Origin of the sequence: Acinetobacter sp. NIPH 2699, from assembly GCF_022549355.1 — a bacterium.
Lineage (GTDB): Bacteria > Pseudomonadota > Gammaproteobacteria > Pseudomonadales > Moraxellaceae > Acinetobacter.
In genome coordinates, this window is sequence record NZ_JAKZGL010000009.1 from 18,984 (window position 1) to 34,719 (window position 15,736).

The 15,736-nt window shown below is 40.1% G+C and carries 13 protein-coding genes; 5 read left to right on the top strand and 8 right to left on the bottom strand.

Going from position 1 to position 15,736, the window contains the following annotated elements:
• Positions 1–7 precede the first annotated feature (7 nt).
• From pstA to MMP72_RS10190, 5 genes are all read right to left on the bottom strand, one after another.
• Positions 8–1,402, bottom strand: a complete 1,395-nt coding sequence (gene pstA, locus MMP72_RS10170; RefSeq protein ID WP_241316946.1) for a phosphate ABC transporter permease PstA — start codon at positions 1,400–1,402, stop codon at positions 8–10.
• Entirely contained in the window at positions 1,399–2,778 is a 1,380-nt protein-coding gene (gene pstC, locus MMP72_RS10175) for a phosphate ABC transporter permease subunit PstC (RefSeq protein WP_241316948.1), read from the bottom strand. The genes pstA and pstC overlap by 4 nt, the downstream gene beginning before the upstream one ends.
• A gap of 98 nt (positions 2,779–2,876) precedes the next feature.
• Complete coding sequence (locus MMP72_RS10180) at positions 2,877–3,908, bottom strand: substrate-binding domain-containing protein (protein ID WP_241316949.1); 1,032 nt, start codon at positions 3,906–3,908, stop codon at positions 2,877–2,879.
• A 283-nt stretch (positions 3,909–4,191) separates the two neighbouring features.
• Positions 4,192–5,724: an aspartate aminotransferase family protein gene (locus MMP72_RS10185; RefSeq protein WP_241316951.1), complete on the bottom strand. Its 1,533-nt coding sequence runs from the start codon at positions 5,722–5,724 to the stop codon at positions 4,192–4,194.
• Positions 5,725–5,727: 3 nt separating this feature from the next.
• Positions 5,728–7,098: a diaminobutyrate--2-oxoglutarate transaminase gene (locus MMP72_RS10190; protein WP_241316952.1), complete on the bottom strand. Its 1,371-nt coding sequence runs from the start codon at positions 7,096–7,098 to the stop codon at positions 5,728–5,730.
• A gap of 468 nt (positions 7,099–7,566) precedes the next feature.
• On the opposite strand from MMP72_RS10190, the gene MMP72_RS10195 reads away from it, so the two are divergent.
• Together MMP72_RS10195 and MMP72_RS10200 are read left to right on the top strand one after the other, a co-directional pair.
• Entirely contained in the window at positions 7,567–8,268 is a 702-nt protein-coding gene (locus MMP72_RS10195; protein ID WP_241316953.1) for an SIMPL domain-containing protein, read from the top strand.
• Between the two features lie 184 nt (positions 8,269–8,452).
• Positions 8,453–10,666, top strand: a complete 2,214-nt coding sequence (locus MMP72_RS10200) for a TonB-dependent siderophore receptor (RefSeq protein ID WP_241316955.1) — start codon at positions 8,453–8,455, stop codon at positions 10,664–10,666.
• A 77-nt stretch (positions 10,667–10,743) separates the two neighbouring features.
• Here the strand turns inward: MMP72_RS10200 and MMP72_RS10205 are convergent, their stop codons facing one another.
• Entirely contained in the window at positions 10,744–11,376 is a 633-nt protein-coding gene (locus MMP72_RS10205; RefSeq protein WP_241316957.1) for a TetR/AcrR family transcriptional regulator, read from the bottom strand.
• 111 nt (positions 11,377–11,487) lie between these two features.
• Between MMP72_RS10205 and MMP72_RS10210 the strand changes: the two genes are divergently transcribed.
• A complete protein-coding gene (locus MMP72_RS10210) occupies positions 11,488–11,955 on the top strand; it encodes a hotdog fold domain-containing protein (protein WP_241316959.1) in 468 nt (155 codons plus the stop codon).
• A gap of 49 nt (positions 11,956–12,004) precedes the next feature.
• On the opposite strand, the gene MMP72_RS10215 is transcribed toward MMP72_RS10210, so the two are convergent.
• Complete coding sequence (locus tag MMP72_RS10215) at positions 12,005–13,099, bottom strand: acyl-CoA desaturase (protein WP_241316961.1); 1,095 nt, start codon at positions 13,097–13,099, stop codon at positions 12,005–12,007.
• Positions 13,100–13,113: 14 nt separating this feature from the next.
• Positions 13,114–14,181 (bottom strand): ferredoxin reductase, encoded by a 1,068-nt coding sequence (locus MMP72_RS10220; protein WP_241316963.1) that lies wholly within the window; start codon positions 14,179–14,181, stop codon positions 13,114–13,116.
• Positions 14,182–14,321: 140 nt separating this feature from the next.
• Here MMP72_RS10220 and fabR point away from each other — a divergent pair, with 140 nt between their 5' ends.
• Together fabR and dps are read left to right on the top strand one after the other, a co-directional pair.
• On the top strand, positions 14,322–15,017 hold the full coding sequence (fabR, locus tag MMP72_RS10225) for an HTH-type transcriptional repressor FabR (protein ID WP_241316965.1): 696 nt from the start codon (positions 14,322–14,324) through the stop codon (positions 15,015–15,017).
• 201 nt (positions 15,018–15,218) lie between these two features.
• The gene (gene dps, locus MMP72_RS10230) at positions 15,219–15,716 is read left to right on the top strand and encodes a DNA starvation/stationary phase protection protein Dps (RefSeq protein WP_241316966.1); all 498 of its coding nucleotides are present in this window, start codon (positions 15,219–15,221) and stop codon (positions 15,714–15,716) included.
• Positions 15,717–15,736 lie beyond the last annotated feature (20 nt).

Consider the following 15,736-nt stretch of genomic DNA (forward strand, 5'->3'; position numbering starts at 1 on the left):
TCTCCGATTACCAACGTACTTCAAATTTCTTACGTAACCAAATTGCAAGGCTGTTTAAACCAATCATTAATGCAAGCAATACAATGATTGCTGCCGCAGTACGACCTTCAAAGAAGTTACGTAACTCATTCCCCTGCCATAAGAAAATTTGCACAGGTAATGCTGTAGATTGATCTAATGGTGACGTTGGTACACTTGCTACGAAAGCACTCATACCAATCAGCAACAATGGTGCAGTTTCACCTAATGCTTGGGCGACACCAATAATTGCACCCGTTAAAATACCAGGCAATGCCAAAGGCAAAACATGATGAAATACCGTTTGCACTTTTGATGCACCAAGACCCAATGCTGCTTGGCGAATAGAAGGTGGTACTGCTTTCAACGATGCGCGTGTCGTAATAATCACTGTTGGCAATGTCATCAAACTCAGAACCAGACCACCCACCAAAGGTGCTGAAATTGGTAAATGGAATAACCCGATAAAAATCGAAGCCCCCAATAAACCAAATACAATTGAAGGGACAGCGGCCAAGTTATTAATATTGACTTCAATAATATCGGTCAGCCAATTTTGTTTCGCAAACTCTTCAAGAAAAATCGCACTCGCAACACCGATTGGAATCGAGATCATGATGACAATCATCATCATGAACAATGACCCCATAAACGCACCAGCCAATCCACTTGTAGCAGGAGAACTACGCGAGTCTGGGTTAACAAACAAATTGGTATTAAAGGTGTTTTTAATCACACCATCTGTTTTTAACTGATCTGCTAACTGACGCAATTCTGGACTTAGCTGTTGTTGCTCAGCGGGTAAGGAACGGTCAATATTACCTGCTAGCCATACGTCAACATTCGCATCAGCCAAAACCTTAATATCTTTAGTTTTGCCCACTAAAGATGGGTCAGCAAATACCATATCACGTAAACGATACGACTCTGAGCTTGTATACAAGCCTCGCAATTCATCACGTTGTGATGCAACAGCAGGGTCTTTTTTAACGATACCATTAATGATTAACGCATCCCAATCCGCCATCCCCATTTTGATTTGCCACTCAACATAGCGCTCTTCAAAATGAGCTGGTGTTTCCCCAGCAAGACGCTTAGGTGGTGCTCCTGCATCAATAATCGCAGGATCAAAATATACAGGAACGACGATCGTATTTTGCCAAAAAGAAGGGAGACCTTTAGACAAGATACTCACAAACAGTAATGCAACAAAGGCTAAACCAAGCATAACCGCAGAAAATCCAAAGAAACGAAAGGTCTTTTCTTTACGATGACGCTGAGCAAGCGTTTTTTCAATTCTTCGTTTACGCTCTGCTCGTAGCTCTTGCGCTGTTTGAGGATTAAATTCGGGCTGATCTACTGGAGTAATATTGGATGAACTCATTCGTATTGCTCACGATATTTACGTACAATGTACAGTGCAATAATGTTTAGACCCAATGTAATCACAAATAAGGTCAAGCCAAGTGCAAATGCCACCAACGCTTGTGGGCTGGCAAAGTCGGTATCACCTGTTAACTGGTTCACAATCGTTACCGTTACAGTAGATACTGCTTCCAATGGATTCGCATGCAATATTGGACTATTACCTGCGGCTAAAACCACAATCATGGTTTCACCAATTGCGCGTGAAGCTGCGAGCAAGAAAGCGCCAATCACACCAGGCAATGCTGCTGGCAAAACCACTCGACGAATGGTTTCTGATTTGGTTGCTCCTAACCCCAAAGAACCGTCGCGCAATGATCGTGGTACTTGAGTAATGATGTCATCAGATAATGATGAGACAAATGGGATAATCATGATTCCCATGACGAAACCAGCAGTAAGTGCACTGGTCGCATTAATGTTCAGACCAATCGTTTCACCGAACATTCTAAAGTAGGGTCCAATGATCATGAGTGCAAATACACCATAAACGATCGTAGGAATACCTGCTAAAATTTCAATGGTCGGTTTGGCCCAAGAACGTAAGCGAGAAGATGCATATTCAGCAAGGTAGATAGCAATCATTAAGCCAACAGGAACAGCAACCAATAATGCGACCCCACTGACCATCAACGTTCCCCATAGCAATGGTAAAATACCATAACTACCTTCGACGCTACCTGAGGTACTAAATCCTGGATTCCATTCTGTTCCGAAGAAGAAATCAAATGGACTAACAAAACTAAAGAAGCGTAAAGCTTCACTAAACATCGACAACACAATGCCGATCGTGGTGAGAATGGCAACGCCAGAACACAAAATCAAAGCGACATTAATTGCACGCTCGACTTGATTACGTGCACGGTATTGTTGGCTAATAATTCTTTTTGCCCAAACTAAGCCTGCCAATGCTGCGCTAATGACCACAGCAATTTTGGCAAAAGTTCCTATACTCTGAAATTTTGCCAACTCTTTAGCGGCAGCAAGTTCATAAGCCGCAGCTTGATCAGTCACACCAAAACCAGATGCAATGGCCTGTATGCGACTAAACAACACTGAGCGACCACTTTCATCTAGAGCTGTATTGACAGTGGCTGGGATATGATTGAAAACAATTTGTTTTAAGACCGTTGGCTCAACCAAGTTCCAAATCAACAAAATTAAAAAGGCTGGGATACCACACCACAACGCGACCAAAATACCATAATATCCAGGACGTGAGTGCAGTGCCGCCGAGTTACTCCCCTTACCTGCTAGGTTACGGCTTTTGCTCAGCCCAATTTGATATGCAATTGCCACAAGGGCCAATAACACACCGATAATTAGCAGATTCATGCAATCTCCACTGTTTTCTCAATTCTTTTCATATGAAAAAACTTAGTCTGACAAAAAAGGCTGATGATATGTATCTCACCAGCCTCATTGACTCAATATTATTTAACCGCTTTACCAGCTTTAAAGTCAGCTAAGATTTTTGCACGCTCGCTATCTGACATTGAGATAAGACCCGCACGCTCTAACTTAGAACCTTTACCTGTCACACTCTTATTCAAGAAATACTCAACATATTGAGGTAATCCTTTAATTGATTTTAAGTGCTCGCCTTTTACATAGAAGAATAAAGGACGTGAAACAGGATACTTACCACTTAGAATGGTTGCTTCAGAAGGTACAACATTGTTGACTGTTGCTACACGAAGCTTGTCACGGTTTTGATCATAGAAGCTCAAGCCAAATACACCAACTGCGCTTTGATTCGTTCTTAGACGTGCCAGTGTTTCTGTATAGTCACCTGCAATCTCAATTACGCGGCCATCTTTACGGAAGTTTGTACAAGCTTTGCCATGAGCATCTTTATCCAAGCCTTTGATGTATTCATAGGTATCACAACCAGCATCAACCATTTTTTCTTGGAAAACTTCACGAGTACCGTGGTTAGAACCAGGGATCACTAACGTGATTGGCTCATTTGGAAGTGTTTTATCGATTTGATTCCAACGTGTGTAAGGATTTGGAACCATTTTGCCATTCGATGGTAGCTCAGCCGCAATTGCTGTAAAAATATGATATGGCTTAAGTTTAAATGCTGATTTTTTAATATCAGACGCAAATACAATACCGTCATAACCAATTTTAATTTCTAGAATTTGGTTAACACCTGCTTTTTTACAAATGTCGATTTCAGAACTCTTGATTTTACGCGATGAGTTTGCAACATCAATCGTGTTATCACCAACACCCTGACAAAATTGTTTTAAACCACCTGAAGAACCGCCTGAACCAACAACAGGGGTTTTAAATTGTGGAAAAGTATTACCAAATTCTTCTGCGGCAATACTTGCAAATGGAAGTACTGTTGAAGAACCAGCGATTTGGATCGTATCACGAGCTGCATGTGCAGTCGATGCTACGGCTACCCCTGTAAATGTTATAGCAAGTGCGATTTGACGTGGATTTAAGCGCATTCTATTTCTCTCTCATTTATGCAATTTGAATTACAACTCTTTTGGATTTAAGTGTTGCACTTTGGTTAACTGCATTTTGAATAGATAATATGACAATAAAGTTACAGCTTTGTGACGCTTTGATGATGATCAATTTTACTTGTAAGTTTTTTGCAGTTTTTCCTAGTTTAGCTATTTTTTATCAGCATACACAATAAAAATTGGCAGACCTAGTCTCCCCTTACCGCCTAAAATAAAAAAAAGGCACAGATATCTGTGCCTTTTTAACAGGATTAATAATGGATTAATCTAGCGCTGAAACATATGTTCCTGCCACAATGGCATCTTTAATACGATCAGTCTCTGTCAATACCAACGCCAGCAAATTCTGTACGTTCTCAAGCGTTGCAACTGGGCTTAACGTGGTCATTTTCAATGATTGAACCTGCCCCACCTTAGTCACCCCAATATTCGCCTCACCGCGTGCAAACAATTCATCTGCAACGTTTTGGTTTAAGCTATCCACAAATTCAGCAGGATAGCCTTCAGGCACAACACGGAACAATACTGATGCAAATTGTGGTTCAATCAACAATTCCAGATCAGCAGTTGCCTTAATATAATCAGCCACTTCACGCGTCAATTTCACACCGTGGTCAATCATTGAACCATAAAGCTCTTCACCCAATGCTTCAACCGTCATCCACAATTTCAATGCATCGAAACGACGAGTCGTTTGCAATGATTTAGACACAAGATTCGGTACACCATGCTCTTCATCATATGCAGAGTTTAGATATTCTGCTTCATAATGCATAAAGCGATAGTTTGCTTCGTCTTTCAATAAGAAAGCGCCACAACTAATACTTTGGAAATAATGCTTATGGAAATCGAGCGTAATTGAATCTGATAATTCAATCCCATCAAGCATTGCCCGATGGTCATTTGAAAGTAACAGCGCACCGCCCCAAGCCGCATCAATATGCATCCATGTACCATATTTGGTGGTAATTTCACGGATTTTCTTGAGTGGATCAATTGCACCTGCATCTGTCGTACCCGCTGTTGCAACAACACACGCGACGATTTTGCCTTCGGCTTGAAGATGTGCCATGGTTTTTTCCAGCGCATCGACATCCATTTGTGCATTTTCGTTCACAGGAACAGTCACAACCGACTGGAAGCCCATGCCCATCATAGCCATGTTCTTTTGCACAGAGAAATGTGCATTTTCAGAACAAATCACTTTGACGTTTTTCATTGCTTCGGCTGGGATACCATCACGCTGTACAGACCATGGCTTGCCATTTTCGTCTTTCCAGTTTTTCGAGATGCACCAATCACGCGCAAGTAAGACACCCATCAAGTTCGACTGCGTCCCACCAGAAGTAAACACACCTGCTTGACCTGCACCATAACCCACTTTTTGGCGAAGCCAGTCAATCAACTGTACTTCCATCAATGAACCCGCAGGGCTTTGATCCCATGAATCCATTGATTGGTTAGTGGCATTGATTAACACTTCCGCAATCTGGCTTGTCACCATGGTTGGGCAGTGTAAGTGTGCTAATGAATGCGGGTGATGTACTTTTAAACTTTTATTCAGAAAAAGCTCAATCATACGTTGTAATGATTGTTGTACACCTAAACCTTGTTTCGATGGATTAAAAGAAATTGCAGCACGCAAATCTTTAATGCTTCCACCCGTGTACATTTTGTCACTTTGCAACCATGCTGAAACGGCTTCAACCGCTTCGCCCATTGCTGACTGATAGTCAGCAATGGATTGAGCATCATTGCAGAGTAACGCTTTACGATGTTCTGCAAAATCAACCATGAATCAGCCTCGCACTGCTTTTAATGCTTCAGCAATCGCTTTTTTGAAGCGAGCAATAACTTCAACACATTCATCTTGATTGATGATCAATGGGCAAAGTAAACGAATAACCGTACCATTGCGACCACCTTTTTCAAGCAATAATTTATTGTTGAAACAAGCCGTTTGAATCGCTGCGGCTAACTGTGCATCCGCAGGAAGAGAACCCATATGATCCGCTGCTTTACGCTCGTCAACGATCTCAATACCAATCATCAAACCGCGGCCACGTACGTTACCAATACAAGGAAACTCTTGCGCAAGTTTCTTCAGCTCTGCTTGTAAGAAATCACCACGCTGTTGGGCATTTTGGGCAAGGTTTTGTTCCTTAATCACTTCAAGTGATGCTAATCCCGTACCCATTGCGAGTTGATTACCGCGGAAAGTTCCTGAATGCGTACCAGGCTGCCAAGCATCAAACTTACGTTTAATACCCAATACTGCAAGCGGTAAACTACCACCAACAGCTTTTGACATCACCACAACATCAGGCTCGATCCCAGCATGTTCAAAGGCAAACATTTTACCTGAACGTGCGAAACCAGCTTGAACTTCGTCCAAAATTAAAACGATGTTGTGCTTTTCAGTCACTTCACGGATTTTTTGCAACCATTTAATCGGTGCAGTCACTACGCCGCCTTCGCCTTGGATCGCTTCAAGGATCACGGCAGCAGGTTTGGTTACGCCACTTTCAACATCTTCGATAAAGTTTTCAAAGAAGTAAGTTAAAGCATCAGCACCAGCTTCACCACCCAAACCGAGTGGGCAGCGATACTCATGCGGATATGGCATAAACTGTACGCCCGGCATTAAACCATTAACCGCATTTTTTGCACTCAAGTTACCCGTCATCGCTAACGCACCATGAGTCATCCCATGGTAACCGCCAGAGAAGCTAATCACAGAACTGCGACCAGTATAAGTTTTTGCAAGTTTAATCGCTGCTTCAGTCGCATCTGCGCCCGTAGGCCCACAAAACTGTAAGCAATATTCTTCTTTACCACCTGGCAAATATGCCAAAAGTGCTTCTGTAAACGCATCTTTTAAAGGAGTCGTTAAATCTAAAGTATGCAATGGCAAACCACTTGCCAATGTAGCTTGAATACTTTGAATTACCGCAGGATGATTATGACCTAAAGCCAATGTTCCTGCCCCAGCTAAACAATCAAGGTACTCAGTACCTTCAACATCAGTAACCCAGCAGCCTTGCGCTTTTGCGATTGCCAACGGTAGTTTACGAGGGTAACTACGAACATTTGATTCCATCTGACTTTGGCGAGTCAAATAATATTCGTTGGTTGCATTAGCGGCAGGATTTACGGAAGTAACGCTCATATCGAATTACCATCTCTGATATGGGTAAAAGAAATAAGTCTGGTGACTTGCGGTCGTTGGACTCGGTGCTTGTTAGAAACTAGTGCAGACACAATGTTTTATATCTTTCAACTAGGAGCGAGATGATACCTAATTTTGAGAGAAAAGAAATACTTTTTATGCCTTACACTGATCTAATATTATTGAAAAAAAAGTTCTTTCAATTAAGTATGATGAATTATCATCATACTATGTGACAAGAGAAAGAAAGTAAGCTTTTTTTAACCAGAGAATTATTTTTAGATAAATGGTCAAATACAACAGACCAAAATACTAATTTATAACAGATTTATGTTTTATTTCTTGGTTGCAAGATACTACACAGATATTACAAATACCCCACAAAATGTGCAGATATTTTCCATGACTTCTTTTTAATATCAAACATGTAAAAAATAAATTTTTGATACTAAATTCCAAGGATTTTTTATGCGTACTTTAGCTCTCATGACCATGATGCTTGGAGCAACACTGAGCCCCACTCTTTTTGCCCATGAGCCAGAAAAACTAAACTATAACATTGTCAATATTCAAGCCGATGCTTCACGTCAAGTCGCCAATGATGAAATGCGTGCTGTTCTCTATATTGAGAAAAGCCATAAACAGCCAGCCGAGCTTTCAAATCAAATCAATCAACTGATGAATCAGGCACAAGCAATTTCCCGTAAATACGCGCAAGTGAAAGTCGAAACTGGTGCACAAAGTACTTATCCAGTTTATGACAATGACAGCAAAAAACTCAAAGAATGGCGTGCTCGTGCTGAAATCCAGCTAGAAAGTAAAGATTTTAAAGCCGCGAGTCAGCTCATTAGTGAACTACAACAGAACTTCCAAACCCAATCCATCAACTTTACCGTCTCAGATGAGCAACGTAAAAAAGTTGAAAATGAATTGATGATTGAAGCATCTAAGAACTTCCAACAACGTGCACAAGCGATTAGCCAAGCTTGGAATAAAGCACAATATAATTTGGTCAGTTTAAACCTGAATACCAGTAATTATTTCCCACAGCCGGTTATGCGCGGTGGTATGGCAAAATTTGCAATGGCGGAAGCTGCGCCAGCACAAGATATGGCGGCTGGTGAATCTAAGATTATCGTCAATGCCAATGGTGCGATCCAGTTCAAATAATATTTACCTTGACTAAAAAACCGTGCATAAGCACGGTTTTTTGTAAATTTAAATGGCTAAAATAATCTTGAGCAAAAAATCAATTAACTTGAGTTAAACAATAGCTATAAATGATAATAATTATTATTTAATTTTATTAAATAAACGATTAATATTCACGAAATTTATATTATTCTTTAACCTTATGAAATTTACTCATTGCTCTACCCAACCTTTAGTAAAATTCCCGCCATCTTCGCTTAGTCTTGCAATTACAATTTTACTGAGTGGTATATCACACAGCGCTTTTGCCAATGAAGATCAACAAAGTGAAACTCAAACACTTGCAACCATTTCTATTCAAGCGCAAGGAAATTGGCTAGAAAATGCCAATGCTGAAAAAGTACAGCAACATGCAGGTGCACGTACCATTATCGATCGCAATCGACTGGATGAAATAGCAACAACCTCTATCCGTGATGCTTTAAAACAAATCCCTGGGGTACAAGTCCAAGACAGTAATGGTACAGGTGGGAGTGATGTTTCATTAAATATTGGGGTTCGTGGGCTCACTTCACGGCTCTCCCCTCGTTCTACAGTACTGATGGATGGCGTTCCGCTTTCTTTTGCACCGTATGGTCAGCCTCAACTCTCTTTAGTACCCGTATCAATGGGAAATATTGAATCGGTTGATGTCGTCCGAGGTGCTGGATCAGTTCGCTTTGGACCACAAAACGTCGGTGGTATTATTAATTTTGCAACACGCGCTATCCCAGAAGAGTTTGCAGGTTCAGTCGGTTTAACCACAGAGTTTGCGACAGGTACAGATCAAATTAAATACACGCCAAACCTTTTTATCGGCGGAACTTTTGATAATGGCCTAGGTCTGGCTCTGCTTTATTCTGGCACCAAAGGAAATGGATTTAGAGAAGCAAATAATAAAATTGACATTGATGATGTCATGTTAAAAACGGCTTACCAATGGACAGACCAAGATAAAATTGCAGTAAACCTCCATCATTACGAAGGATATGGAGAAATGCCTGAGGGTTTAACCACGGCACAATTTGCAGAAAACCCATATCAGTCCAACCAAAGCCGTAATTATTTTTCAGGCCGTCGCTCAGATATTTCAGTAAAATATAGCCATAAAGATGAACTGAATAATTTTGAGGTTTTGGGCTATTACGTCGATTCTTTCCGTACCAGTGATTTAGAGTCGATCGGCAATACAGGCACAAGTACACTCAGTAACTCACCTCGTGATTACAAATACTTTGGGATTGAGCCACGTTACTCTCGTGCATATAACTGGGGAGCTATGGATAACGAGGTGACTGTCGGCTATCGTTATTTACAGGAAGAAAGTTCTGAGTTTTCAGGACGTACAGCAGAATACAACACCATTACGGGAACACCGGGTCAACGTATCGCGAATACCACCAGTGAAGGCGGCACCAAAGCACACGCAATTTATATCGACAACCGCTTTGGGATCGACAATTGGGTAATTACACCAGGCGTTCGTTTTGAATCCATTGATACACACAATGATTTCACAGCTTATCAAAATGGTGTTGCAACCAATACGATTTATCCAAAAATCAAGTCAGAAGAATTCTTACCAAGTCTCTCAGTGCTGTATAAAGCCAATGAAAACTGGAATATCTTTGCCAATGCGGGCGTTTCATTTGGACCACAACAATATAATCAGCTTGTCACGACCAGATCAGTAGCTGGCAAAAATACGGCTGTTTCAACACTTGAAGGCTTACATCCTGAAAAATCAAAAAACTATGAAATCGGAACCAAGTATTTAGGTAACGGTCTTAGTGCAGAGTTAACCGTATTTTATTTAGACTTTGATAAAGAACTTCTCTTAGAGCGTCCTGATAACATTGGCACAGGAATTTGGACAGATTTAGGTGCAACCAGCCATAAAGGGGTAGAAACTGGGATCAGCTATGATTTTGGTCAGCTCACTGATGCTTTAGAAGGTCTCAAAGTTTATGGTAATTATACTTTTACCAAAGCCATCTCAGAAGCAGGAAAGTTTGAAGGAAAAGATTTACCCTTCTACTCACGCCATGTTGGTAATCTAGGTGTTTCCTATAATGTAGACAACTGGTCAATAAATACAGATATGTTTGCTCAATCAAAACAACATGCACCTGGTTCAGGCAACATTTATCTTACCGAAGAAACTGCTAACGGTCGGATTGGCGACATTGCAGGCTATTCAACCTTTGCAGTACGAGCTGGTTATGACTTTAGTTCTCAGCTCAAGGGTTTAAAAATTGCTGGCGGAGTAAAAAACGTATTTGATAAGCAATATTTCACTCGATCATCAGATTCAACAGGCGGTAAATATGTAGGGCAACCGCGGACCTTCTTCTTACAAACCTCTTACGATTTCTAAAAATAAAATGCCGAACTTTTGAGTTCGGCATTTTATATACGATCAATATTTCAATGAATCAACAAGCCATTTATTTTTTATGTTTTAGAAGCCAAATTCTGTAATGAATCCCAAGCCGCTTGAGCCAATGTTTCCCGATAAACTTTAGGATCAGTCACAACTTTTCCAGATAACCAAGCTCGACAATAACTTTCAGTCGCACCAATGACCAATGAGATCATTAGTTCTACTGGCACTGATTTTAATAATTCGGCATCGCTATAGTTCGAAATATAGCTCACTATTTTTTGATTTCTCAGTTTATTTTTTTCATTGAGTGCTTGTCGATATTCACTCTGCATCACACTAAAATGGGCAAGCATTAAGAATTGAGCGAACTTCGGCTGATTAGACACCCAATCCACATAGCTATAAATTAAGGCATACAACAGCTCTTTTAAAGATTGAGTTTTTTCCAGATACTGATCTCTCAGTATTGCTTGATCATCTAGAGCAGCAAAAACCAGTGCAGCAATCACTCCTTCTTTATTTTTAAAATGATGATAAATCGCCCCTACACTACTCTCAGATTTTTCACGAATCATCTCAATACTGGTCGTCTCCAAACCATATTCGAGAAAGCAGGACAACGCATCTAACAAAATTTGTCTTTTAAGTAATGACCTACGTTGTGGGTATAAACGTTCTAATAATTGCTGAGCCGTCTGCATAATTAAGCCAAATTTACCAACTGTCGGAACTATTGTGTCTGACTTGACTCCAACTTACAAACGGAATTATATTCTGTAAAAGAATTTAACTCCGTTATAGAGGATTGCAATATGGCTGCAACTTTAGATTTATGGAACAAAGCATCGGCTTTACCTGCTGGAAAGTGGACATTCACACGGATGCTTTGTCTTAAAGCACCTTATTTCAGTAGTATTTCCCCCTTGTTTGAGCAGTTAGAACCAAACTTCTGCAAAATATCGATCAAGAAAAAACGTTCAGTACTGAACCATATTGGCACTGTTCATGCGATTGCAATGTGCAATATGGCAGAACTAGCCGGTGGAACGATGACGGAAGTTACTGTTCCCACTACCCATCGCTGGATTCCTAAAGGTATGACAGTTGAATATCTAAAAAAAGCTGGAACTGATCTCATTGCACTCGCCACACCAGTTGAAAAAAATTATGATTGGGAAAAAGCTGGTGAATATTTAGTAAATGTTGATGTTTTAGATAAACATAATGACAAAGTTTTCCATGCAACCATCACCATGTGGATATCAAAAAAGAAGAAATAAAAAAAGGCCCCGAATTTAATTGCTTCGGGGCCTTTTTTACATTAAAAATTTACTTTTTAAAGGGCAATGCGTATTTAAAAATACGCCCCACGACTTGTCCGAACTGTTTGACAAAACTGGCATTATTATAATTTATGCCATATTTTTCACAAACAGCTTGTACTTTTGGTGCGATTTGGCGATAACGACGAGCTGGGATATCAGGGAACAAATGATGTTCAATTTGATGACTTAAATGTCCTGATAAAATATGCAATGCTTCTGAACCCGTTAAATTGGATGAACCACGAATCTGACGCATATACCAATGTCCACGGCTTTCATTTTGCAGCACAGTTTTAGGGAAAACTTCAACATCATTGGTAAAGTGACCACAAAAAATAATACTAAAGGTCCAAACATTACGAATCCCATTGGCAACCAAGTTACCTGTAAACACAGGAATCGCTGAAGGCCCTGCAATCAATGGGAAGAACACATAGTCTTTAAACATCTGCTTCAAAATTTTCTTTTGTGCAGGCTGCCATTCACGTTTTAATTGCGCCATTGATTTACGCTTATAAATGACTTTACCTAATTCAAGGTTCTGAATCGCAACACCCCACTGAAATAACAAACAGAATGGAATGGTATAAATCGGTTGCAATAAAAAGCCTGCACTCCAACGCTGTTCTGGAAATAAACGTAATAAACCATAACCGACATCATCGTCCATACCTTTAATATTGGTATAGGTATGATGCTTATAGTTATGGGTTTGACGCCAGTTATCCGATGTTCCTACGGTATCCCATTCGTAGGTCTGACCGTTAAATTTAGGATCATTCATCCAGTCATATTGTCCATGCATCACATTATGACCCAGCTCCATATTTTCCATGATTTTGGCAAAGCCCAATAAGCCTGTACCCAACAACCATGCTGGCGGAAACCACCCTGCAAATAACAAAGCACGCCCTAATATGCTGCTATAACGAATCGACGAGTAGACACGACGGATATACTTGGCATCTTTCTCACCCAAATCATTCAAGACCTCTTGTTTGATCTGATCGAGTTCACGCGCAAAATCCTCTAACTCTGCGGCAGTCAAATCGCGGTTTTTTGGGTTTTTAAAATATTCAATTTTAACAGGCATATTCATAATCATTTTCTCGCTTATAGATCAATCACAAGATCTGATTGAGCCGAATTTACACATATTTTTAATAGCTGAGCTGGTTCATGATTGGCTGAACCATTGAGTAAGTTTTTGGTCGCACCTTGTGCTTTACTACACGCACATTTATTACAGATTCCCATGCGGCAACCATGATTGGGTCTGATGCCTTGTTGCTCCAAACTCGCTAAAATCGATTGCCCTTTTGGAATTGCCACAGTTTTATTGGACTGGGTTAACCTAACGTTAATAAAGCCAGTATCACTTGCATCCACATCAAATTGGCTCAAACTAAATGCTTCGGTTTGAATCGAAGCTGCATCACCAAACAGAGTTTCTGCAGTAGTCGCAAATCCTGATGGTCCACATGCGTACACCGTCATTTCATTTAAACTTGCGAATTGCTCTACATGGCTTTGGTTTAAGCGTTGATCTTGTTCTTGGGTATAAAAAATTTGATAACTAAAGTTTGAAAAGTTTTCAGCAACTTCTTTTAGATAGTCAGCATAAGCTGCATCTTCATGTGTTTTCACCCAATACATCAGTTGCACTGGTTTATGCATCAACTGTTTTGACTGACACATTCCCTCAATCAAACTCAACATTGGGGTAATCCCACTTCCTGCTGCCAAGAGTAATAAATTTGGGGTTTGAATGTGTTGTTGCATTTCCCCATACGGTTGTCCGAAATAGAGAATATCGCCTATTTTACTTTTCTCGACTAACCAAGAACTCACGATGCCTTGATCAACCTTTTTAACGGTTAAACAAAGATTATCCGCATCTAATTGCATCAAACTATAACTACGTTCGTAATGACGACCAGCGATCTCAACCGTAATCGGATGATGCTGACCTGCTACACCACGTTGTACATGGCGATTGCACTGTAAAATAAGACTTACGGTATCTTTTGCCACAATTTGTTTTTTTACGACTTTGGCCAAAGCTTGATTAACTGACCAGAGTGGATTGATTTTCTGTAACCAAAAATTGGCGTCATGGCTGTTCATTACGCTTTGAGCCAATGAATTGAATAGAGAATTTCTCTTTTCGGTTGCATACATGAGCAGGTACTCTGGTTGTTTTTTAATTATTATACACATGTATATATATTTGTATATATACATGTGTATAATAATTTGTATTTCACAAGTTCACAGACAACCGCTATACTCTGAACTAGCTCACTTATATTTTGACAACAATGGTTCATTCTTCTTTGACAGCAGCAACTCATGACACATTAGCGCAGCAAGATGTCAATCCAGTTAAACACCCCATCCGTACTGTGGGTCGAAAAGCGACGATCACCAAAGAAGAATTATTTCAAGCAACCTTAAATTTAATCGGCCCACAAAAAAGTATTTCATCACTCAGCCTTCGAGAGATTGCACGTGAAGCAGCGATTGCGCCCAATAGTTTTTACCGTCATTTTAAAGATATTGATGAGCTTGCAATTGCCTTAATTGATCGAGCAGGTTTGGTTTTACGTAAAATTATTCGTGAAGCGCGATTAAAAGCCGTGTTACAACAAAGCATTATTCGTAGTTCGGTAGAAGTGTTTATTCAGCAGCTAGATGCTGATGAAGGCAATCTCAGCCTATTACTTCGTGAAAGTTATACAGGTTCCACCTCTTATAAAGCCGCAGTCGATCGTCAGTTGATTTTTTTTCAACAAGAGTTGCAAGAAGATCTTATTCGTTTAGAACAAATGAATAACAGTAAGATCAGCCATGCTGATATTGCAGCCAAAGCCATTACCCAATTGGTTTTCAATATGGGGGCAAAAGTGCTTGATTTGCCTGCTGATCAACGTCTTGAAGTTGCAGAGCAAACCATGGTGATGATTCGTATGATTTTAGAAGGCGCACGCCATTTGGATGAAGCCAGTTTAAGATAAATAGTATTCAAACGCTAAATTACAATTCTAAAAGGGTAAGTATCTGAATATTATATACTTACCCTTTTTTTATAGCTGAAGCATTACAAAAGCACAGAAAATTAAAACATTCAGCCCCCCATCATGAGGCGTAGGCTAAAAAGCTGAAATAAACATTTTTATTCACTTTGTTTCACTACACTATAATTGAATGAGGTAACTATGAGTTCTTCAGCAGCTAAAACATTAAAAGTTTATACACGTAATAATTTAGACGACTCAATCAAAGAAGCCACCGTTAAAATACTCAATCAAATTCTTGCCAATCTTATTGATTTATCATTACTCACCAAACAAGCACACTGGAATATGCGTGGCAGTAACTTTATCGCGGTCCATGAAATGTTAGATACGTTCCGTACTTCTCTCATCACCCACTTGGATAATGTGGCTGAACGTGCGGTGCAGATTGGTGGAACGGCATTGGGCACAACACAAACGGTTGCTGAAAGCTCACATTTAAAACCCTATCCAGTCGCTATACACGCTGTACAAGATCATTTAAAAGAACTTGCTGATCGTTATGGGATTGTTGCTAACCATCTGCGTGACACAATTGATGAAATTCAAGATCCAATTTCAGAAGATATTATCCATGCGGCTTTAGAAGACCTAGATCAATATCTATGGTTCTTAGAAGCCAATATTGATCAAAAGTAGACAATAAAAAAGAGGACGCT